This is a genomic window from Pseudomonas sp. Y39-6, assembly GCF_023651955.1.
Taxonomy (GTDB): Bacteria; Pseudomonadota; Gammaproteobacteria; order Pseudomonadales; family Pseudomonadaceae; genus Aquipseudomonas; species Aquipseudomonas veronii.
The window spans coordinates 5,754,258-5,775,469 of the sequence record NZ_CP069594.1; the positions used below are offsets into that span (position 1 = coordinate 5,754,258).

Genomic DNA, 21,212 nt, shown 5'->3' on the forward strand with positions numbered 1-21,212 from the left:
CAGGGGCCGCCGATCACACGGGGCCCCTGGAACAAATCGGTTAGTTCAGGTGTTCGACGCGAATCCGTACCACCGGGCCCACTACGCCTTGCAAGGCTTCCAGGGCTTTGATGGCATCGTTGATGTGCTGCTCGAGCACGCGGTGAGTCAGCAGGATCATCGGCACCTGGCCGTTCTGCTCCTCGACTTCCTTCTGCATGATCGACTCGATGTTGATGCCACGTTCCGACAGGATGCTGGCAACCTGGGCCAGTACGCCCGGATGATCCTTGGCCTGGATGCGCAGGTAGTAGGCGCTTTCGCACGCCTCGATCGGCAGGATCGGGTGGGCCGACAGCGAATCCGGCTGGAAGGCCAGGTGCGGCACGCGGTTTTCCGGGTCGCTGGTCATGGCGCGAACCACGTCCACCAGGTCGGCGATCACCGACGAAGCGGTCGGTTCCATACCGGCGCCGGCACCGTAGAACAGGGTCGAACCGGCGGCGTCACCGTTGACCATCACGGCGTTCATCACGCCATTGACGTTGGCGATCAGGCGGTCGGCCGGGATCAGCGTTGGGTGTACGCGCAACTCGATACCGGCCGCGGTGCAGCGCGCCACGCCCAGGTGCTTGATGCGATAGCCCAGGGCTTCGGCGTAATTCACGTCGGCGGTGGTCAGTTGGGTGATGCCTTCGGTGTAGGCCTTGTCGAACTGCAGCGGGATGCCAAAGGCAATGGACGCAAGGATGGTCAGTTTGTGCGCCGCGTCGATGCCTTCAACGTCGAAGGTCGGGTCGGCTTCGGCGTAACCCAGGGCCTGGGCTTCGGCCAGCACGTCTTCGAAGGTGCGGCCCTTCTCGCGCATTTCGGTGAGGATGAAGTTACCGGTGCCATTGATGATGCCGGCCACCCAGTTGATGCGGTTGGCGGACAGGCCTTCACGGATCGCCTTGATCACCGGGATACCACCGGCCACCGCGGCTTCGAACGCGACGATCACGCCCTTCTCACGCGCCTTGGCGAAGATCTCGTTGCCGTGGACGGCGATCAGCGCCTTGTTGGCGGTGACCACGTGCTTGCCGTTTTCGATCGCCTTGAGCACCAGCTCGCGGGCAATGGTATAGCCGCCCACCAGCTCGATGACGATATCGATTTCTGGGTTGGTCGCCACGGCGAAGACATCGTTGGTAATCGCAATACCGGTCGTTTCGAACTGAGGCTTTGGCGAACGCGTGGCAATTTGCGCCACTTCAATCCCGCGCCCTGCACGGCGGGAAATTTCTTCAGCATTACGCTGAAGTACGTTGAAGGTGCCGCCACCGACGGTCCCTAACCCACAGATGCCTACTTTGACCGGTTTCACTGAAGAACTCCCCATGAAACGGCCGACGCGAGGTCGGCCGTGGAAAACAGCCGCACAACCGCGGCTTTCAATTAATGGCCCATCGACTTATCAAAGGGCCATGATCGTCAAAGGTTCGACGATGCTGGTTTATTTGGCACTCAGCGCCAGTTTGGCAACTTGCGGTGCCGGCTGATAGCCCGGAATCACCTGGCCGTCAGCCAAAACGATGGCCGGTGTACCGTTTACACCAATGGACTGGCCCAGGGCGAACTGCTTGGAAACCGGATTGGCGCACTTGGCCGCTTTGATTTCCTTGCCGTCGACCATCTTGTCCATCGCCGCTTTCTTGTCGGCCGAGCACCAGACCGCCTGCAACTGCTCGTCGCCCGGCGAACCGAGGCCCTGACGCGGGAACGCGACATAGCGCACTTCCACACCGAGCTTGTTCAGCGCCGGCACTTCGGCGTGCAGCTTGTGGCAGTACGGGCAGGTGGTGTCGGTGAACACGGTGATGTGCGTCTTGGTCTCGCCGATGGCCGGGTAGACCACGGTTTCTGCAACCGGAATGCCGTTGATCAGCTTGGACACGCCCAGGCGCTCGGCTTTCTCGGTCAGGTTGACCGGCTTACCGTCCTTCAACTGGAACAGGTAGCCCTGGACAATGTACTGGCCGTCGGCACTGGCATACAACACGCGGCTGCCCTTGAGCTTGACTTCGTACAGACCGGCCATCGGGCTGGCACTGATGCTTTCGATCGGTGTGTCGAGTTGCAGGTTGGCCAGGCTCTTGCGAATAGTCTGCTCGGCAGCGTCATCGGCGACGGCAAAGGTGGAAACCAACGCAATGGCTGCGGCGGCAATAATCTGGGTCAAGCGCATGGGAACTCCTGAAGGCAGATGCAGGGACGGGTGTGTCGAACACCGATCTGGAAACACGGCACTGTAATCACAAGTCACGCCGTCCCCTTTGCTAACCGGCAAAGCCTACCACAGTTGGGCCGCAGGGCAGCCCGTGGCGGGATAATTTGGCGGTTTTCAGCCTCGCGGATGGTGCTTGGCGTGCATATCCTGCAAGCGCGCCCGTGCCACATGGGTGTAGATCTGGGTTGTGGATAAGTCACTGTGGCCAAGGAGCATTTGCACCACGCGCAAATCCGCGCCGTGGTTGAGCAAATGCGTGGCAAATGCATGGCGCAGAGTATGCGGCGACAGGCTCTTGCCGATCCCCGCCACCTTGGCCTGGTGCTTGATGCGATGCCAGAAAGTCTGGCGGGTCATCTGCTCACCGCGCTGGCTGGGGAACAGCACATCGCTGGGGCGCCCACCGAGCAGTTCGCCGCGCGCATCGCGCATGTAGCGCTCGACCCACACAATCGCTTCTTCGCCCATCGGCACCAGCCGCTCCTTGCTGCCCTTGCCCATCACCCGCAGCACGCCCTGGCGCAGGTTGACTTGCTCGAGGGTCAGGCTGATCAGCTCGGTCACCCGCAGGCCGCAGGCGTACAGCACTTCGAGCATGGCACGATCGCGCTGGCCGATGGCTTCGCTCAAGTCCGGGGCGGCGAGCAAGGCGTCAACATCGGCTTCCGACAAGGACTTGGGCAATGGCCGACCCAATTGCGGCATGTCGACCTGTAACGTCGGGTCGAGGGCAATGAGCTTTTCCCGCAGCAGGTAGCGATAAAAGCCACGCACACCGGAAAGGAAGCGCGCTGTGGAGCGCGGCTTGTAGTTCTGCTCCAGGCGCCAGGCCAGGTGATCGAGGATCAACTCCCGGCCGGCATTGATCAGCTCGAGGTTTTTTTCCTGCAGCCAGCCGTTGAACAGCACCAGATCGCTGCGGTAGGCCTGGCGGGTGTTGTCCGACAGGCCTTTTTCCAGCCAGAGGGCGTCGAGGAAGCGGTCAATCAGAGGGTGGTCGATGGCGGGCATGGGGGCTCAGGCAGATGACGGAGGTGTCTGGTAGATCCTATCGCAGGCAAGTCGGCTCCCACATTGGATTTGTGTCGTGCATCGATTTTATGACCACTAATGATCAAGTGTGCAAGCTGGCCCGCCTGCGATAGGCGCGCCGCCGACCCGGCCCCGTCAATAAATCCCAGGCACAAAAAAAGCAGCCCGCAGGCTGCTTTTTTTCTGCATCGGGAAGCTGGACTTAAGCCAGTTTTTCCTTGATGCGAGCTGCTTTACCGGACAGGTCACGCAGGTAGTACAGCTTGGCTTTACGCACGTCACCGCGACGCTTAACAGCCATGCTGTCGATTTGCGGGCTGTAGGTCTGGAAAGTACGCTCTACGCCAACACCGTTGGAGATTTTACGAACAGTGAAAGCACTGTTCACACCACGGTTACGCTTGGCGATTACCACGCCTTCGAACGCTTGCAGACGCGAACGGTCGCCTTCCTTCACTTTCACCTGAACGACAATGGTGTCGCCCGGGGCAAAGGTAGGGATCTCTTTGGTCATCTGCTCTGCTTCGAGTGCAAGGATGATTTTGTTAGTCATGCTGTGCTCCTAAGGTAAGTCAATGGACCTACCATCGATACGTTGTTAACTATCGTCCCGCGCGAGGATGTATTCCTCGAGCAGCTTCTTCTCTTCTCCAGAAAGCGAGCGGCTTTCCAGAAGATCGGCGCGTCGTTCATAGGTCCGACCAAGGGACTGCTGTAAACGCCAACGCCGGATGTGTGCGTGATTGCCACTTAGCAATACGTCGGGAACACGCTGATCCGCATACACCTCCGGTCGGGTGTAGTGCGGGCAATCCAGCAAACCATCCGTGAAGGAATCTTCCTCCGCGGAGTCCGCATGCCCTAAAGCTCCAGGCAGCAGTCGTGTAACCGCATCTATCAGGACCATCGCCGGCAGCTCACCGCCAGACAGGACATAGTCCCCAATCGACCACTCTTCATCGACATGAGCTTCAATGAAACGCTCGTCAATGCCTTCATAGCGACCGGCAATCAGGATCAGTGCTTCCTCATTCGCCAGTTCGCGTACCGCCGCCTGTTTCAGCTGACGGCCTTGAGGGGACAGGTAAATTACCTTCGCCTTCTCCCCGGCGGCAGCCTTGGCCTGAGCCAACGCGTCTTCCAGGGGCTTGATCTTCATCACCATGCCCGGGCCACCGCCAAATGGGCGATCGTCCACAGTGTGATGTCGATCCGTCGTGTAGTCTCGCGGGTTCCAACAGGTGAGCTGCAAGAGCCCCTGTTTCACCGCCCGACTGGTGATGCCGTACTCGCTGATGGCGGAGAACATCTCGGGAAACAAACTGATCACTTCAATGCGCAAATTAGCCACGCTTAGAAGTCCGCGTCCCATTCCACCTTCATCTCGCCCGCGGCCAGGTCGACGGCCAACACGCATTGCTCGGTATAGGGCAACAGGCGTTCGCGATCATCCAGGCTGCCAGCGCAAGGCTTGACCACCATTACATCATTGGCGCCGGTTTCCAGAAGATGATCGATTTTCCCGAGCAATTGCCCGAGTTGATCAATAACCTTCAGACCTTCCAGCTGGTACCAGTAGTACTCGCCGTCGGTCAATTCAGGGAACAGGTTGCGCGGCACGCAGATCTCATAACCGGCCAGAAGACGAGCTTCTTCACGATCATCAAGACCCTTGAGCTTTGCGACCAGGAACTTATCGTTCCCGCGTCCACTGACCAGCTCGACCTGTTTCACATTCCCCTCGCGCTTGAGCGTCCAGGTTTTGTACTGCAACAGGTTTTCAGTCGGATCAGTAAAGGAATACACCTTCACTTCGCCGCGAACGCCATGAACAGAGTAAATCTTGCCGATAACGATCAAATCATCAGCAACAGCTGGCGTCGCGTTCATATTGCTCAGGCTGCGGCCTTAGCCGAGTCCTTCAACAACTTGGCAACACGCTCGGAAGGCTGTGCACCAACGCTCAGCCAGTAGGCTACGCGCTCTTGGTTCACGGACAGACGAACTTCTTGACCACGAGCAACAGGGTTGAAGAAACCAACCTGTTCCTTGTGCGAACCGTCACGCGGGTTGCGGCTGTCGGTTACGGTCAAGTGGTAAAACGGGCGCTTTTTGGAGCCGCCAAGGGCAAGACGGATTGTTAGCATGTGAACATCGTTCCTGTAGTCGGTGCTGCAAATCTAAATGCACAGCGGGCATAGGTGCCCGAAAGGCCGCATATTCTAAGGAATATCCGGACTTTTGCAAATGTCTTTTTCTGGCGCCTATCAGCGTGCCATTCAGATCTGCTATAGAGCCGTCGGTTAAAACGGCAAGTCAGCTCCCGCCAGACGGCGGGTTTGCTGGAGATCCCACATCCCTGTGGGTCGGAGCAGGAGCATGCTCCCGCTCGAATACTTTACATTTTCGGCATGCCGCCGCCGGGCAACATACCGCCCATGCCGCGCATCATCTTGGCCATTCCGCCCTTGGCGGAGAATTTCTTCATCATCTTCTGCATCTGCTTGTGCTGCTTGATCAAGCGACCGATGTCCTGCACCTGGGTGCCGGAGCCCATGGCGATCCGACGCTTGCGCGAACCGCTGATCAGCTCAGGGTCGCGGCGCTCGGCCGGGGTCATGGAGTTGATGATGGCTTCCATCTGCTTGAACTGCTTCTCTGCCGCGCCCTGGGCATTGCCCATTTGCGCCAGGTTCACACCGCCGATGTTCGGCAGCTTGTCCATCAGGCCGCCGAGGCCGCCCATGTTCTTCATTTGTTGCAACTGATCGCGGAAGTCTTCGAGGTCGAAGCCCTTGCCCTTCTTCAGTTTCTTGGCCAGTTTATCGGCCTTGTCCTTGTCGAGCGTCGCTTCGGCCTGCTCGATCAGGCTGAGCACGTCGCCCATGCCGAGGATACGCGAAGCGATACGTTCAGGGTGGAACGGTTCGAGCGCGTCGCTCTTCTCGCCCATACCGATGAATTTGATCGGCTTGCCGGTGATGGCGCGCACCGACAGCGCGGCACCGCCACGGGCGTCGCCGTCGACCTTGGTCAGGATCACGCCGGTCAGCGGCAGTGCGTCACCAAAGGCCTTGGCGGTGTTGGCCGCATCCTGGCCGGTCATGGCGTCGACCACGAACAGCGTCTCGACCGGGTTGATCGCGGCATGCAGCGCCTTGATCTCGCCCATCATCTCTTCGTCGATGTGCAGGCGACCGGCGGTATCGACGATGACCACGTCGATGAACTTCAGCCTGGCTTCTTTGATCGCCGCATTGGCGATGTCGACCGGCTTCTGGCTCAGGTCGGACGGGAAGAAGGTCACGCCCACTTCGCCCGCGAGCATTTCCAGCTGCTTGATGGCCGCCGGACGGTACACGTCGGCCGACACCACCATCACGGTTTTTTTCTTGCGCTCTTTAAGGAAGCGCGCCAGCTTGCCGGCGGTGGTGGTCTTACCCGCACCTTGCAGACCGGCCATCAGCACGACGGCCGGCGGCACGGCGCTGAGGTTCAGGTCTTCGTTGGCCGCGCCCATCAGGCTTTCGAGCTCGGCCTGGACGATCTTCACAAAAGCCTGGCCCGGCGTCAGGCTGCGGGACACTTCGGTGCCGACCGCGCGCTCCTTGACCGAGTTGACGAAGTCCTTGACCACAGGCAAGGCCACGTCGGCTTCCAGCAACGCCATGCGTACTTCACGCAGGGTGTCTTTGATATTGTCCTCGGTCAGCTTGGCCTTGCCGGTTACATGGCGCAGCGTCTGCGAGAGACGGTCAGTCAAGTTTTCAAACATGCGCGATCCTTTCAGGCCCTATGGTAGACCGAGGTAATGGCGGCCCAGGCTGTGATAAATCGCTATTAAAAACAGCGCTCGGCGAGCCTGCGGCGTGGGCAGGTCGCGGATTATAGCGAAGACTGCGCCCATGCACACCCGCTGTCTGGCCCTGAAGTCTTTCGTGGAACGCAGGTGTATGCCAAACTCAGCGCCTTTCGGGCTTGCCTAACAGGATTTATGCTCCCTTTGTCACCCAGTTTGCTACCCAGTCTCGCCGCCGCCTTTTTATATGCCGCTGCGACCCTCTACCAAGGCACTCGCCTGGCGCAAGGCGCCAAGGCCGACACTCGCCTGCTGGCAGGCCTTGGCGTCCTCGCCCTGCTCGCCCATGCCGCGAGCCTGTTCACCCACTTGATGACGCCGGTCGGCCTGGGCCTGGATTTTTTCAGCGCCGCCAGCCTGATCGCCGCCGCAGTGATCGCCCTCACGCTGATCGCCTGCGCACGCATCCCGGTGGAAAACCTGCTGGTGCTGCTATTCCCCCTGGGCATGCTGACGGTGCTGCTGGCGCAATTCGCCCCCACCGGCACGGTGCAGGTGATCGACGAAGAGCCGGGCATCCTTGCGCATATCCTGCTGTCGATCCTGGCCTACGGCATGTTCACCATCGCGGTGTTCCAGGCGTTGCTCCTGCTCGTGCAGGACCATCAGCTCAAGCACAAGCATCCGTCGGGCCTGATCAAGAACTTCCCGCCGCTGCAAACCATGGAAAGCCTGCTGTTCAGCTTCCTGTGGGCCGGCTGGACGCTGCTGTCGCTGTCGCTGATCTCTGGCTGGCTGTTCGTCGAGAACCTGTTCGCCCAGCACCTGGTGCATAAAACCCTGCTGGCGTGCCTGGCGTGGGTGGTGTTCAGTGTGCTGCTGTGGGGCCGCAACCGCCTTGGCTGGCGCGGGCACAAGGCGATCCGCTGGACCCTGGCCGGTTTCTGCCTGCTGATGCTGGCCTACTTCGGCAGCAAGCTGGTTCGCGAATACATCCTGCATATCTGACGGGCAGCGATCATGGACAACTTGCCCTTAGGGCCGATGCTCGCGGTAATCGCCTTGCTGATTTTGTGGGCGGCGCTGTTTACCGCCATCGAAGCCGCACAACAACACCTGTTGGCCCTGCGCCCCGGTACCCGCCAGGGCGACAAAGCCGCCGCCCGCCTGCACTTCCCACGCCACAGCATGATCCTCTGCAACACCCTGTGCCGTGCTGGCGTGGTGATCCTTTGCACCCTGCTGGCGATCTATGCCTGGGCGCAAAACGGCGCGTGGCTGGGCTGGCTGGTTTCCTGCACGATCCTGCTGGTGCTGGCCGATTACCTGCCGCGCGCCCTGGCCACCCGCCATCCGCAAGCGGTGCTGGGCTTCGGCAATGCCCTGCTGGGCGTGCCGCTGAAAATTATCTACCCCCTCGCCTGGCTGCTCAATGGCATCAGCCTGCTGTTGCTGCGCCCCTTTGCCCGCCCGCCGGGCATGGTGAAAAAAAGCGACGACCCGCAGCCCGACCATGATGACGAACCCGAGCCAGAGGGAGATGAACGTCGCACGCCCGGCATGCCCGGCATCCACGCGCTGGACAACATCACCGTCAACGACATCCTGGTGCCGCGCAGCGAAGTGGACGGCATCAACCTGGACGACTCGCTCGACGCGATCCTCGAGCAACTGCGCAACTCCCAGCGCACCCGCCTGCCGGTGTTCCACAGCGACATCAACCAGGTCGAAGCCGTGCTCAACACCCGGCTGATCCAGCACCTGCTACCGGATGCCAGCCTGACCAAGGAGACCTTGCTCGAGGCCTGCTACGAACCCTACTTCGTCCCGGAAAGCACGCCCCTGCAACTGCAACTGCTGAACTTCCACAAGCAACAGCGGCGCCTGGGCATGGTGGTGGACGAGTATGGCGAAGTGCTGGGCATCGTCACCCTGGAAGACATTCTCGAAGAAATCGTCGGCGAATTCGAAAGCGAACAGAGTGCCGACAACCCGCATATCGAAGCGCAACCGGACGGCCGCTACATCGTCGACGGCACCGCCTCGATCCGCGAATTGAACAAGAGCCTGGCCTGGCACCTGCCCAGCGACGGGCCCAAGACCCTCAACGGCCTGGTGACCGAAGCGCTGGAAACCATTCCCGATTGCGCGGTGTGCCTGAAGATCGGCCGCTACCGCCTGGAAATCCTCGAGACCGAAGACAACCGCGTGAGCAAGGTGCTGATCTGGCACACCAGCCGCGTGCCGGTTGCCACGTAGCCTCGCTGACGGAACACACTGATCCACTGTGTGCAGACGATCAGATTTTCCCCCTTGTTGGATGCGCAACCCCCTTCCTATAATCGGGTCGGCTTACCCAAGCCGCGCCCGACCGCGTGCTATCCGCACGGACCGCGTCCAGGCACTGCCTTGCCCTGTACGACCGGTGTCCGCTCTCATCCCGAGCCGCTCCGCCCACAACCCTGATCCATGGGTGTTCGACCAATAATAATCCGCGTCCAAACGCGCACTGCCCCTCAGGGATACCGCCATGAGCACCACCTATAACGAGGCTGCGACCGCCGCCCCGACCAACTCGACCGCCCGCGTCGCCACCGCCAGCATCGTCGGCACGGCCATCGAGTTCTACGACTTCTATATCTATGCCACTGCGGCCGCGCTAGTGATCGGCCCGGTGTTCTTCCCGCAGACCTCCGGCACGGCGCAGATGCTCGCGTCGTTCCTGACCTTCGGCATCGCGTTCATCGCCCGCCCGCTGGGTTCGGCGCTGTTCGGCCACTTTGGCGACCGTATCGGCCGCAAATCGACGCTGGTGGCTTCGCTGCTGCTGATGGGGGTGTGTACCACGCTGATCGGCTTGCTGCCGGGGTATGACAGCATCGGCGCCTGGGCACCGATTCTGTTGTGCGTGCTGCGTTTCGGCCAAGGCCTGGGGCTGGGCGGGGAATGGGGCGGTGCGGCGTTGCTCGCCACCGAGAACGCGCCGAAGGGCAAACGCGCGTGGTTCGGCATGTTCCCGCAACTCGGTCCTTCGATTGGCTTCCTGGCGGCCAACGGCCTGTTCCTGATCCTGGCCATGAACCTGAACGACGAGCAGTTCCGCAGTTGGGGCTGGCGCATCCCGTTCATCCTCAGCGCAGCGCTGGTGATGGTCGGCCTGTATGCGCGGCTGAAGCTGCATGAAACCCCGGTATTCGCCAGTGCGGTAGCGAAGGAAGCGCCGGTAAAAGTGCCGTTGGTGGAACTGTTCAGCCAGCATTGGCTGCCGGTGCTGCTGGGTGCCGCGTCGATGGTGGTGTGTTACGCGCTGTTCTATATCACCACGGCGTTTTCCCTGAGCTACGGCGTTTCGACCCTGGGCTACAGCCGCGAGACATTCCTCGGCTTGCTGTGTTTTGCCGTGCTGTTCATGGGCCTGGCGACGCCGCTGGCAGCCTTGGCCAGCGATCGATTCGGGCGCAAGCCGGTGCTGATTGTCGGTGCGCTGCTGGCGATTCTGTCGGGGTTCACCATGGAGCCGTTGCTGACCCACGGTTCGACCTGGGCCGTGGCGCTGTTCCTGGCCCTGGAGCTTTTCCTGATGGGTGTGACCTTCGCCCCAATGGGCGCGCTGCTGCCGGAACTGTTCCCGACCCGCGTGCGTTATACCGGCGCTTCGGCGGCGTATAACCTGGGTGGGATCGTCGGCGCGTCGGCGGCACCGTTCTTCGCGACCAAGCTGGTGGCGATGGGCGGGCTGAGTTATGTCGGCGGGTATGTGTCGGCGGCAGCGTTGCTGAGCTTGATTGCGGTGCTGTGCTTGAAAGAGACGCGGGATAACGATTTGAACAAGGTTGCCTGATAGATCGCTATCGGGGGCAAGCCCCCTCCCACATTTTGACCGCATTCCTACAGATTAAACGCGGTTAAGTGTGGGAGGGGGCTTGCCCCCGATAGGCACGACGCGGTTTAGAGCTCTACAACAACCGCCTGAGCCGCACGAGTCGCCTTGGCGCGAGCCGCTTCAATCGACTCATCCCGCGCCAACGCCACGCCCATGCGGCGCTGGCCGTTGACTTCCGGCTTACCGAACAGACGCAACGCCGTGTCCGGCTCGCTCAGGGCCGCGCCGAGGTTGGCAAAAGCGGTCTGGGTCGATTGCCCTTCCACCAGGATCACCGCCGATGCCGAAGGCCCGAACTGACGGATCAATGGGATCGGCAGGCCCAGGATGGCGCGCGCGTGCAGGGCGAACTGCGACAAGTCCTGGGAAATCAAGGTGACCAGGCCGGTGTCATGCGGGCGTGGCGACACTTCGCTGAACCACACCTGATCGCCCTTGATGAACAACTCCACGCCAAACAGGCCGCGGCCGCCCAGGGATTCCGTGACGGCCTTGGCCACGCGCTCGGATTCCGCCAGGGCAATCGGGCTCATGGCCTGAGGCTGCCAGGATTCCTGGTAATCGCCTTTCTCCTGACGGTGGCCGACCGGCGCACAGAAGGTCGTGCCGCCGATGTGGCGCACGGTCAGCAGGGTGATTTCGTAGTCGAAGTCGATAAAGCCTTCGATGATCACCCGACCCTTGCCGGCACGCCCGCCTTCCTGAGCGTAATCCCAGGCTTTCTGCACGTCGTCGGCACTGCGCAGCAGGCTCTGGCCCTTGCCCGACGAACTCATCACCGGCTTGACCACACACGGGAAGCCCAGGTCTTGCACGGCCTTGCTGTAGTCTTCGAAGGTATCGGCGAAGTGGTACGGCGAGGTCGGCAGGTCCAGCTCTTCGGCGGCCAGGCGCCGGATGCCTTCGCGGTTCATGGTCAGCGACGCGGCGCGCGCGGTCGGGATCACGGTAAAGCCTTCGGCCTCCAGCTCCACCAGGGTGGCGGTGGCGATGGCTTCGATTTCCGGCACGATGAAGTGCGGTTTTTCCGCCTCGATCACCGCACGCAGGGCCGCGCCGTCGAGCATGTTGATCACATGGCTGCGATGAGCCACCTGCATCGCCGGCGCGTTGGCGTAGCGATCCACGGCAATCACTTCAACGCCCAGGCGTTGCAGTTCGATTACCACTTCCTTGCCCAGCTCACCGCAGCCACACAGCAAAACGCGGGTCGCGGTTGGCGACAATGGAGTTCCGATTCGGGTCATCTCAGGTCCTCAGGGGAGCGGATCATGGGGAGAAAGGCCGGCATTTTACATGAACTGCACAGATTGGCTTCAGTTGGCGACGGCACGTTTGCGGATACGCCAGGCCATGATCAGCCAGACCGCCGTGACCCCGGCGAATTTCGACGCCAGCGCGGTGCCCACCACGGCAGGCGTAAGCGCACCGATCAAGCCGAAAAAGATAAAGGTATCGAGGGGAATGCTCAGCGCCGAACTTATCCACAGGCGATCGTGGAGCGGGCGCTTGGTGATGCTGAACACCAGCCAGTCAATGCACTCGGACACCGCGAACGCAGTGGCGCTGGCCAGCGCGATGGACGGGTCGGAGGTGATATACGACAGCGCCAGCGCCGCCAGCATGGCAAGAATCGCGCCGTGGCCGAAGCGGGTTTGCACCATGTCGCGCAGGATAAACACCAGGCCGCCCCAGGCGGACCAGATCACATCCAGGCGCGGCGCGGTGGAGAAGGCGAAGTTGATCAGCACGACGCTGCTGATGTAGGCGATCAGGAAGAGCATGGGGGGATGGACCTGTGGGTAATGCCGCACAGGGTACACAATTACAGGGATGTCGTCTGGGATGGCGCCATCGGGGGCAAGCCCCCTCCCACATTTTGACCGCGTTCCTACAGATTAAACGCGGTCGAATGTGGGAGGGGGCTTGCCCCCGATAGCGATGGTTCAGCCAGCGGATTTACCGGACGCCATAAACACCAACCCACCCGCCAGCGCCCGCTCATGACACAACCCCAACACCACCCGACGCTCGGCGTTGTCCATGCGGCTCCAACGCGTGATTTCTTCCACGGTACGCTGGCAGCCGGTGCAAATGTCGTCGTCATCCAGCGCGCAAATGCTCACGCACGGCGAGGCGACGGGGCGTTCTGGCGGCTTCATTCTTCCTGCTCGACCAGATCCCGCGCATAACGCTGGGCGTTATGCACATAGTGCGCAGCGCTGGCCTCGAGCATCTTCTTCTGCGCGTCAGTCAATTCGCGCACGACTTTTCCCGGCGAGCCCATGACCAGCGAGCCATCGGGAATCTCCTTACCTTCGCCGATCAGCGAATTGGCGCCGATGATGCAGTGCTTGCCGATCTTCGCGCCGTTGAGGATCACCGCGTTGATGCCGATCAGGCTGTAGTCGCCGACGGTGCAGCCATGCAGCATGGCGTTATGGCCGATGGTCACGCCGGTGCCCAGGGTCAGCGGGTAACCCATGTCGGTGTGCATCACGCTGCCGTCCTGCACATTGCTGTTCTTGCCGATCAGGATCAGTTCGTTGTCGCCACGCAACACCGCGTTGAACCAGACATTGGCGCCCTCCTCCAGCTTGACCTTGCCCACCAGCGTGGCATTCGGCGCCACCCAGCTGTGTGGGTGCGTCTCAACGCGGGCGTCGCCCAGGCGGTATTTCATGATATGTCCTCACGACTGGCCATTTAAACGATGGCTTATAGATGGATGAAGCTCTTGGGCGGCTGGTGCAGGCTGATGTTGGCATCGTCATAGAGCAAATTGATCAGCTCGACGATCATGATTGCCGTCAGCCCCCAGATCTTGTATTCGCCGAACCGATAGCTCGGCACGTACCAACTGCGGCCCTGGTAATCGATGCGGTGCGTATGTTCGCGCGGGTCCTGGCGGAAAAACTCCAGGGGCACGCTGAAGACGGCGGCGATTTCGGCGTCGTTGGCCAGGTAGTCGACGTAGTCCGGGATGACGCCAACGTAGGGCGTGACCCGAATGCCATGCAGGGAAATCAGCGGGCTCAACGGGCCGATTACCTCGACCAGGCCAGGCGGCAGGCCGATTTCTTCTTCGGCTTCGCGCAGGGCGGTGAAGATCAGGTCCGGGTCTTCGGGGTCGCGACGCCCGCCGGGAAAGGCCACTTCGCCACCATGGGTCGACAGGCCGCTGGCGCGCAGGGTCAGGATCAGCTCAGGTTCGTCACTGCGGGTAATCGGCACCAGCACGGCGGCCTCGGGGAAACGCCCGTCGGTCTCAAGCCGTTGCGGTGTGTGATTGCTTACCCGGCGAAGTAGCTCGTCCAGCATGAGTCATCTCGGTCTGTTGGCTACTTTGCATCATGCACCAAAGCGCGCGGGCGCCCAACCCCAAAACCGAAGGGCTGTCGCGAAACGACAACTTGCAGGGCCCTGCCGCCCACGCCAAGATAGGCAGACTTTCCAGGAACCCCAGCATGAATTTCTGCAGCCAGTGCGGTAAACCGGTCACCCAACGCATTCCCGAAGGCGACGCACGCCTGCGTTTTGTATGCGATCACTGTCATACCATTCACTACCAGAACCCCAATATCGTCGCCGGCACCGTGCCGGTGTGGGGCGATCAAGTGTTGTTGTGTCGCCGCGCCATCGAGCCCCGCCTGGGTTACTGGACCCTGCCCGCCGGTTTCATGGAGAACGGCGAGACCGTGGAACAGGCCGCCATGCGCGAGACCATGGAAGAAGCCTGCGCCCATGTACGCAACCTGAGCCTCTACACCCTGATCGACGTGCCGCATATCAGCCAGGTGCATGTGTTCTACCGCGCCGAGCTGATTGACCTGAACTTCGCCGCTGGCCCCGAAAGCCTGGAAGTGCGACTGTTCGACGAGGCCGATATCCCTTGGTCCGAGCTGGCTTTCCGCACAGTCGGGCGTACCTTAGAATACTTCTTCGCCGACCGTCGCCTACGGTCGTTCCCGGTGCGCAACGAAGCTGTGCCGCCGCTGTCCCAGCCCGCCCAATAACAAACCGGCAGATCGTCGTCCAAGGGAAATCGTTTTAATGCGTTGGTTGCTTGCTTTGCTCTGCCTGTCGTTCGCCACGTTGTCCTCAGCCACCACCCTGGAAACCCTGGGCGGCAAAACGGTCGAGAAAATTCTGGTCCTCAAGTCCGCCCATCAGTTGCAACTGATCAACGACGGCAAACCCCTCAAGACCTACCGTATCTCCCTGGGCAAAAACCCCAAGGGCACCAAGCTGATCGAGGGCGACCGTCGCACGCCGGAAGGCTTGTATTGGATCGACTGGCGCAAAACCAGCGACCGCTACAACCTGTCCATGCACATCTCCTACCCCAATATCAGCGATTCGGCCCGTGCCCGCCGCCAAGGCGTGAACCCCGGCAGCATGATCATGATCCACGGCACGCCCGACACCGCGGAGTACCCGGAGCAGTGGTTTCACACCCTGGACTGGACCGACGGCTGCATCGGCATGCGTAACGTCGACATGCGCGAAGTCTGGAACCTGGTCAAGGACGGCACCCTGGTCGAGATCCGCCCGTAACCTTCGCCCCTCGGTCAATTAACTAAAAAAAGTTTCCTGCCCTCGACAGCGCCTGCCGGTGAATACCAATTCACCCCGCAGGCTGCGCAGCTCTGCGCGCCTTAAAGACCTCTCTAATACCACTTGATACCAGACACCGTTAATGCGCCCTGAAACCAGGAGCCGAAGCGTTTTGGCAGCATTGACATGGTATTTAAGTGGTATTAGTTTCCGGCCAATACCGGGCGACAACACACTAATAACCGCATCGGAAACCTGACAGATGAACCCCATCCTGACGCTGCGTCCCGACGACAAGCAATCCACGCCGCTGTACCTGCAACTGGCCCGCAACCTGGAAGCGGCGATCCACGCCGGCCAATGGAAATCCGAACAGGCCCTGCCGTCGGAACGCGCCCTCAGCGAGCAGTTGAGCATCTCGCGCGTCACCGCCCGCAAGGCGCTGGAAGTCTTGTTTGCCCAAGGCCTGATCCGTCGCAGCCAAGGCTCCGGCACCTTTATCACGCCACGCCTGGAACAACCGCTGTCGCGCCTGTCGGGCTTCAGCGAGATGCTGCGACTCAAGGGGTTTGTGCCCAGCTCCCAGTGGCTGGAACGCGACATCAGCGCGCCGACCCACGAAGAGCTGATCCGCCTGGGCCTGTCGCCGACCGACAAAGTGGCGCGGCTCAAGCGTCTGCGCAAGGCGGACGACACGGTGATGGCCATCGAAATGACCACCATGCCCGCCGCGGTGCTGCCGCACCCGCAAGCCATCGGCCAGTCCCTCTACGAGTACCTCGAAGGCATCGGCAAACCCATCGTGCGCGCCCTGCAGCATATCCAGGCGATCAATGCCTCGGACGAGTTCGCCGCGCTGGTCGGCATCGCCCCCGGCACCGCCATGCTGTTGATGACCCGTGTCGGCTACACCGCCGACAACACACCGATCGAAATCACCGACACCTACTGCCGCAACGACTACTACGACTTTGTCGCCGAGCTGCGTCGATAGGCCTTTGCCGCGCACTGCGGCCTTAGAGAACTGCCCATGTCCGAAGACAATATCCTCACACCCCATGGCTGGATTCGCGGCCGCCTGGTGCATGAACACGGCAAGGTGATCGCCATTGAAGGCGCACCTTGCGACCCGGCCGACAACGATCTGCCCTACCTGCTGCCGGGTTTTATCGACCTGCACGTCCACGGCGGTGGCGGCAAAGACATCATGGAAGGTGCCGACGCCTTCGAAACCATCACCCGCACCCACGTGCGCTTTGGCACCACGTCGCTGCTGGCCACCACCATGACCGCGCCGGTGGATGAAATCTCCAGCGTGCTCGGCCAGCTCGGCAGCTTCTGCGCGCAACGCCCGAGCGGCAGCGCCCGGGTCCTCGGCGTACACCTGGAAGGGCCCTACATCAATCCGGGCAAACTCGGCGCGCAACCCAACTTCGCCCACACCGCATTGATGGAAGAAGTGGAAGCCTACCTGCGCCTGGCGCCGATCCGGGTGATCACCATCGCCCCGGAAATCGCCGGGCATGACCGCCTGATCCGCGCCCTCAGTACACGCGGCGTGCGTATGCAGATCGGCCACACCCTGGGCAGCTATGAAGAAGGCGTCGCCGCCCTCGCCGCCGGCGCCACCAGCTTCACGCATTTGTATAACGCCATGAGCCCGCTGCATCACCGTGAGCCCGGCATCGTCGGCGCGGCGCTGGCCCACGCGCAGTACGCGGAATTGATCCCGGATTTGCTCCACGTACACCCCGGCGCCATGCGCGTGGCCCTGCGCGCGATCCCGTGCCTGTACTGCGTCACCGATTCCACCGCCGCCGCCGGCATGCCCGACGGCGAATACAAGCTGGGCAGCCACACCGTGACCAAATGCCTGGGCGGCGTGCGCCTGGCCGACGGCACCCTGGCTGGCAGCACCCTGACCATGGATCAGGCGCTGCGCAACCTGGTGAAGATCGGCCTGCCCATCAGCGAAGCCTCACAACGCCTGTCGCAATTTCCGGCGGACTACCTGGGCCTGGAACAACGCGGCCGCCTGCAACCCGGCAGCTTTGCCGACTGCGTGCGCCTGGACCGCTCCCTGCACCTCACCGACGTCATGGTCGAAGGAGAAACCATTGTCTTCAAAAATGCTTGAAGAGGCCCTCGCCTCCAGCGACGCGGTCGCGGCGCAGCTGCAACGCCTGGCCCCGCGCCTGCAAGACATCGCCGAGCACCTGCGCCGTCAGCCGCCGCACGTGGCGATGACTGTCGCTCGCGGCAGTTCCGACCACGCCGCGAGCTACTTCGCCTACCTGGCCATGCAGCACGTGGGCATTCCGGTGGCGTCGTTGCCGATGTCGGTGGTGACCCTGCTGCACGCGCCGTTGAAGGTCAGCGGCCAGGTCGCATTCGGCTTCTCTCAGTCGGGCCAGAGCCCGGACCTGGTCGACAGCCTGCGCCTGCTGCGCCAACGCGGCGCCTTGAGCATCTCGCTGGTGAATGCCGAAGACTCGCCCCTGGAAGCCGCCTGCGAATTCCACGTGCCGCTGTGCGCCGGGCCAGAACTCAGCGTGGCCGCGACCAAGAGCTTTATCGCGACCCTCAGCGCCAGCGCGCTGTTGGTCGGCCACTGGAACCAGGAAACCGACCTGCTGCACGCCTGCCGTGCGTTGCCCGATGGCCTGCGCGAGGCGGCCAAACAGGATTGGACGAACGCCATCGACGCCCTGCGCGACTGCCAGCAGTTGATGGTCATCGGCCGAGGCGCCGGTTTTGCCATCGCCCAGGAAGCCGCGCTCAAGCTCAAGGAAACCTCGGCGATCCAGGCCGAAGCCTTCAGCAGCGCCGAGGTGCGTCATGGGCCGATGGCCTTGATCGACGACAACTACCCGCTGCTGATATTCGCCCCACGCGGTGCCGAGCAAGCCGGCCTGTTGAGCCTGGCCGCCGATATGCGCCAACGCGGCGCCCGCGTGTTGCTGGCCGCGCCGGACGATATCGCCGAACGCGACCTGCCGCTGAGCCGCGCCGAACACCCGAGCCTGGACCCGATCCTGGCCATCCAAAGTTTCTATGTCATGGCCGCCGGCCTGGCGCTCGCCCGTGGCATGAACCCGGACCAGCCGCGCCACCTGAGCAAAGTGACCCGCACCCACTGAGTGGCGTGCCGCGATTTCCTGATGAGTACCGTGCCCATGTCCAACAACAATAATGCATTGACCCTCGGCGCCCCCCTCAGCGGGCCGGTGCTGGCCCTGGGCAACGTCCCCGACGAAGTATTCGCCAGCGGCGCCATGGGTGACGGCCTGGCCATCGATCCGCTGAACGATAGCCTGTACGCACCGTGCGACGGCGAGATCATCCATGTCGCGCGCACCGGGCATGCGCTGACGCTTCGCGCGCAGAACGGCGCCGAGCTGTTGATGCATGTGGGCATCGACACCGTAGAGTTGAACGGCGAAGGGTTCGCCCTGCTGGTGAAGAACGGTGCGCAGGTGAGCAAGGGCCAGGCGCTGATACAGTTCGATCTGGACCGGATTGCGCGCCAGTGCAAAAGCCTGGTCAGCCTGATCATTCTCACCAACAGCGAGCGCTTCGAACTGACACCGCTGCCGCTGCGCTCAGTCAAACACGGTGAAGCGCTGGCGCGCGTGGCGCTGCGTTCCGGCGCCGCGCTGCAAACCGCTGTGGATAACTCCGTCGCGCAAGCCAGCGCCAACGTGCGGATCACCCATCGCGGCGGCTTGCATGCGCGTCCGGCGGCATTGATCCGCAAGACCGCACAAGCGTTCAGCAGCCAGACGCAGTTGCATTTCGCCGGCAAGTCGGCGGCGTGCGACAGCTTGATCGGCCTGATGGGGCTGGGCATCGGTGAGGGCGATGAGGTGTGTGTCACCTGTCGCGGCAAGGATTGTGCGGCGGCGTTACAGGCGCTGGTCGCCGCGCTGTCTGTCGCCATCGGCGAAGAACCTCACACGCCGATGGCGGCCGCTCCACGCCGCGCGAATACCGAGGTCGGTGTGTTGCAAGGTGTTTGTGCGGCACCGGGCCTGGTGTGCGGGCCGCTGTTCCGCCTGAGCACGATCGAGTTGCCGGCCGATACCGGCAACCACTGCGCCGACGAACAGTTGCAACGGCTGGACGCGGCCCTTGAGCAAGTGCGCGGCGAAATCCGCACCACCCTGGACCTCGCCCGCCAACGCCGAAATGCCGAAGAAGAAGACATCTTCGCCGCCCACCTCGCCTTGCTGGAAGACCCCGCCCTGCTGGACACCGCCACCCGCGCCATCGAGCACGGCAGCGCCGCGACCCACGCCTGGCGCGATGCGATCCAGGCGCAATGCGCGGTGTTGCTGGGCCTGGGCAAGCCGTTGCTGGCCGAGCGCTCCAACGACCTGCGCGACCTGCAACAACGGGTGCTGCGCGTGCTGCTCGGCGAAGCGTGGCACGTCGAGTTGCCTGCCGGGGCGATTGTCAGCGCCCACGAGCTGACGCCGTCGGACCTGCTCCAACTGAGCGCGCAACACGCCGCCGGCCTTTGCATGGCCGAGGGCGGCGCCACCTCCCATGTCGCGATCCTGGCCCGCGGGAAAGGCTTGCCGTGCGTGGTGGCATTGGGCGCCGAAGTGCTCGATGTGCCCCAAGGCCAACGCGTGGTGCTCGACGCGGCCAACGGTCGCCTGGAGCTGACACCGAGCGCGACGCGCCACGCCGAAGTCGAGCGGATTCGCGAAACACAGAACCTGCGTCGCCAGGAACAACAGACCCAGGCCCGACTGCCAGCGAACACCCGCGATGGCATGACCATCGAAGTCGCCGCCAATGTCGCCTCCAGCGCCGAGGCCCAGGTGGCGTTTGAAAACGGCGCCGATGGCATCGGCCTGCTGCGCACCGAGTTCCTCTTCGTCGACCGCCGCACCGCGCCGGATGAACAGGAACAGCGTCAGGCCTATCAAGCCGTGCTGGATGCGATGGGCGACAAGTCGGTGATCATCCGCACCATCGACGTGGGCGGCGACAAACAGCTCGACTACCTGCCGCTGCCGGTCGAGGCCAACCCGGTGCTGGGCCTGCGCGGCATTCGCCTGGCCCAGGTGCGCCCCGACGTGCTCGACCAGCAACTGCGCGCACTGCTGCAAGTCAGCCCGCTGGCACGCTGCCGCATCCTGCTGCCGATGGTCAGCGAAGTCGACGAACTGCTGCAGATCCGCCAACGCCTGGATGAACTGTGCGTCGAGCTGCAACTGACCCAACGCCCGGAACTGGGGGTGATGATCGAAGTGCCCGCCGCCGCGCTGATGGCCGAACAACTGGCCAGGCATGCCGACTTCCTGTCCATCGGCACCAATGACCTGTCCCAGTACACCCTGGCCATGGACCGCGACCACGCCGGCCTCGCCGCGCGGGTCGATGCGCTGCACCCGGCGCTGCTGCGGCTGATCGCCCAGACCTGCACGGGCGCGGCCAAACACGGGCGTTGGGTCGGCGTGTGCGGCGCCTTGGCGTCCGACCCGCTGGCGACGCCGGTGTTGGTCGGGCTGGGGGTCAGCGAGCTGTCGGTCAGCCCGCCGCAGATCGGCGAAATCAAGGACCGCGTCCGCCACCTGGACGCGGCGCAATGCCGGCAACTGAGCCTGGGCCTGCTCGACCTGAGCAGCGCCAAGGCGGTACGCCAAGCCTGTCAACACCACTGGCCGCTGAGCTGACAACAA

22 protein-coding genes are annotated in these 21,212 nt (G+C 62.5%); 9 read left to right on the forward strand and 13 right to left on the reverse strand.

Annotated features, from left to right (window positions below; translation table 11 throughout):
* Window positions 1-40: 40 nt before the first annotated feature.
* From JN756_RS26165 to ffh, 8 genes are all read right to left on the reverse strand, one after another.
* A complete protein-coding gene (locus JN756_RS26165) occupies window positions 41-1,345 on the reverse strand; it encodes a homoserine dehydrogenase (RefSeq protein ID WP_017846133.1) in 1,305 nt (434 codons plus the stop codon).
* A gap of 129 nt (window positions 1,346-1,474) precedes the next feature.
* Window positions 1,475-2,206: a thioredoxin fold domain-containing protein gene (locus JN756_RS26170; RefSeq protein WP_003175893.1), complete on the reverse strand. Its 732-nt coding sequence runs from the start codon at window positions 2,204-2,206 to the stop codon at window positions 1,475-1,477.
* A gap of 156 nt (window positions 2,207-2,362) precedes the next feature.
* Window positions 2,363-3,259: a site-specific tyrosine recombinase XerD gene (xerD, locus tag JN756_RS26175; RefSeq protein ID WP_201021486.1), complete on the reverse strand. Its 897-nt coding sequence runs from the start codon at window positions 3,257-3,259 to the stop codon at window positions 2,363-2,365.
* A gap of 223 nt (window positions 3,260-3,482) precedes the next feature.
* A complete protein-coding gene (gene rplS, locus JN756_RS26180) occupies window positions 3,483-3,833 on the reverse strand; it encodes a 50S ribosomal protein L19 (protein ID WP_003175895.1) in 351 nt (116 codons plus the stop codon).
* Window positions 3,834-3,878: 45 nt separating this feature from the next.
* The gene (gene trmD, locus JN756_RS26185) at window positions 3,879-4,652 is read right to left on the reverse strand and encodes a tRNA (guanosine(37)-N1)-methyltransferase TrmD (protein WP_169864091.1); all 774 of its coding nucleotides are present in this window, start codon (window positions 4,650-4,652) and stop codon (window positions 3,879-3,881) included.
* A complete protein-coding gene (gene rimM / locus JN756_RS26190) occupies window positions 4,634-5,170 on the reverse strand; it encodes a ribosome maturation factor RimM (RefSeq protein WP_008014731.1) in 537 nt (178 codons plus the stop codon). The genes trmD and rimM overlap by 19 nt, the downstream gene beginning before the upstream one ends.
* Before the next feature lie 5 nt (window positions 5,171-5,175).
* A complete protein-coding gene (rpsP, locus tag JN756_RS26195; RefSeq protein ID WP_003175899.1) occupies window positions 5,176-5,427 on the reverse strand; it encodes a 30S ribosomal protein S16 in 252 nt (83 codons plus the stop codon).
* Window positions 5,428-5,678: 251 nt separating this feature from the next.
* On the reverse strand, window positions 5,679-7,055 hold the full coding sequence (gene ffh, locus JN756_RS26200) for a signal recognition particle protein (protein ID WP_017846136.1): 1,377 nt from the start codon (window positions 7,053-7,055) through the stop codon (window positions 5,679-5,681).
* Window positions 7,056-7,274: 219 nt separating this feature from the next.
* Between ffh and JN756_RS26205 the strand changes: the two genes are divergently transcribed.
* The 3 genes from JN756_RS26205 to JN756_RS26215 all read left to right on the forward strand — a co-directional run bounded on the left by JN756_RS26205 (window position 7,275) and on the right by JN756_RS26215 (window position 10,920).
* Window positions 7,275-8,087: a cytochrome C assembly family protein gene (locus JN756_RS26205; protein WP_026139922.1), complete on the forward strand. Its 813-nt coding sequence runs from the start codon at window positions 7,275-7,277 to the stop codon at window positions 8,085-8,087.
* 12 nt (window positions 8,088-8,099) lie between these two features.
* Window positions 8,100-9,338 carry a transporter associated domain-containing protein gene (locus JN756_RS26210; protein ID WP_108524503.1) on the forward strand — a complete coding sequence of 413 codons (1,239 nt, stop codon included), beginning with the start codon at window positions 8,100-8,102 and terminating at the stop codon, window positions 9,336-9,338.
* A 271-nt stretch (window positions 9,339-9,609) separates the two neighbouring features.
* A complete protein-coding gene (locus tag JN756_RS26215; protein WP_017846139.1) occupies window positions 9,610-10,920 on the forward strand; it encodes an MFS transporter in 1,311 nt (436 codons plus the stop codon).
* Window positions 10,921-11,027: 107 nt separating this feature from the next.
* Here JN756_RS26215 and purT read toward each other — a convergent pair whose 3' ends face one another.
* From purT to JN756_RS26240, 5 genes are all read right to left on the reverse strand, one after another.
* Window positions 11,028-12,209, reverse strand: coding sequence for a formate-dependent phosphoribosylglycinamide formyltransferase (gene purT / locus JN756_RS26220; protein WP_026139924.1), 1,182 nt, complete (start codon window positions 12,207-12,209; stop codon window positions 11,028-11,030).
* Window positions 12,210-12,278: 69 nt separating this feature from the next.
* Window positions 12,279-12,746 (reverse strand): VUT family protein, encoded by a 468-nt coding sequence (locus JN756_RS26225; protein WP_201021487.1) that lies wholly within the window; start codon window positions 12,744-12,746, stop codon window positions 12,279-12,281.
* Between the two features lie 162 nt (window positions 12,747-12,908).
* Window positions 12,909-13,124: a DUF1289 domain-containing protein gene (locus JN756_RS26230; protein ID WP_017846142.1), complete on the reverse strand. Its 216-nt coding sequence runs from the start codon at window positions 13,122-13,124 to the stop codon at window positions 12,909-12,911.
* Window positions 13,121-13,645: a gamma carbonic anhydrase family protein gene (locus tag JN756_RS26235; protein ID WP_017846143.1), complete on the reverse strand. Its 525-nt coding sequence runs from the start codon at window positions 13,643-13,645 to the stop codon at window positions 13,121-13,123. The genes JN756_RS26230 and JN756_RS26235 overlap by 4 nt, the downstream gene beginning before the upstream one ends.
* A gap of 35 nt (window positions 13,646-13,680) precedes the next feature.
* The gene (locus JN756_RS26240; RefSeq protein WP_017846144.1) at window positions 13,681-14,283 is read right to left on the reverse strand and encodes a CoA pyrophosphatase; all 603 of its coding nucleotides are present in this window, start codon (window positions 14,281-14,283) and stop codon (window positions 13,681-13,683) included.
* A 146-nt stretch (window positions 14,284-14,429) separates the two neighbouring features.
* On the opposite strand from JN756_RS26240, the gene JN756_RS26245 reads away from it, so the two are divergent.
* From JN756_RS26245 to ptsP, 6 genes are all read left to right on the forward strand, one after another.
* Window positions 14,430-14,978: an NUDIX hydrolase gene (locus JN756_RS26245; protein ID WP_017846145.1), complete on the forward strand. Its 549-nt coding sequence runs from the start codon at window positions 14,430-14,432 to the stop codon at window positions 14,976-14,978.
* A 37-nt stretch (window positions 14,979-15,015) separates the two neighbouring features.
* Window positions 15,016-15,519: a L,D-transpeptidase family protein gene (locus JN756_RS26250; protein ID WP_017846146.1), complete on the forward strand. Its 504-nt coding sequence runs from the start codon at window positions 15,016-15,018 to the stop codon at window positions 15,517-15,519.
* Window positions 15,520-15,781: 262 nt separating this feature from the next.
* On the forward strand, window positions 15,782-16,513 hold the full coding sequence (locus tag JN756_RS26255; RefSeq protein ID WP_017846147.1) for a GntR family transcriptional regulator: 732 nt from the start codon (window positions 15,782-15,784) through the stop codon (window positions 16,511-16,513).
* Between the two features lie 36 nt (window positions 16,514-16,549).
* Window positions 16,550-17,656: an N-acetylglucosamine-6-phosphate deacetylase gene (gene nagA / locus JN756_RS26260; protein WP_017846148.1), complete on the forward strand. Its 1,107-nt coding sequence runs from the start codon at window positions 16,550-16,552 to the stop codon at window positions 17,654-17,656.
* Window positions 17,649-18,659, forward strand: a complete 1,011-nt coding sequence (locus JN756_RS26265) for an SIS domain-containing protein (RefSeq protein WP_390896561.1) — start codon at window positions 17,649-17,651, stop codon at window positions 18,657-18,659. The genes nagA and JN756_RS26265 overlap by 8 nt, the downstream gene beginning before the upstream one ends.
* Before the next feature lie 36 nt (window positions 18,660-18,695).
* Window positions 18,696-21,206, forward strand: a complete 2,511-nt coding sequence (gene ptsP, locus JN756_RS26270) for a phosphoenolpyruvate--protein phosphotransferase (protein ID WP_201021488.1) — start codon at window positions 18,696-18,698, stop codon at window positions 21,204-21,206.
* Window positions 21,207-21,212: the final 6 nt, after the last annotated feature.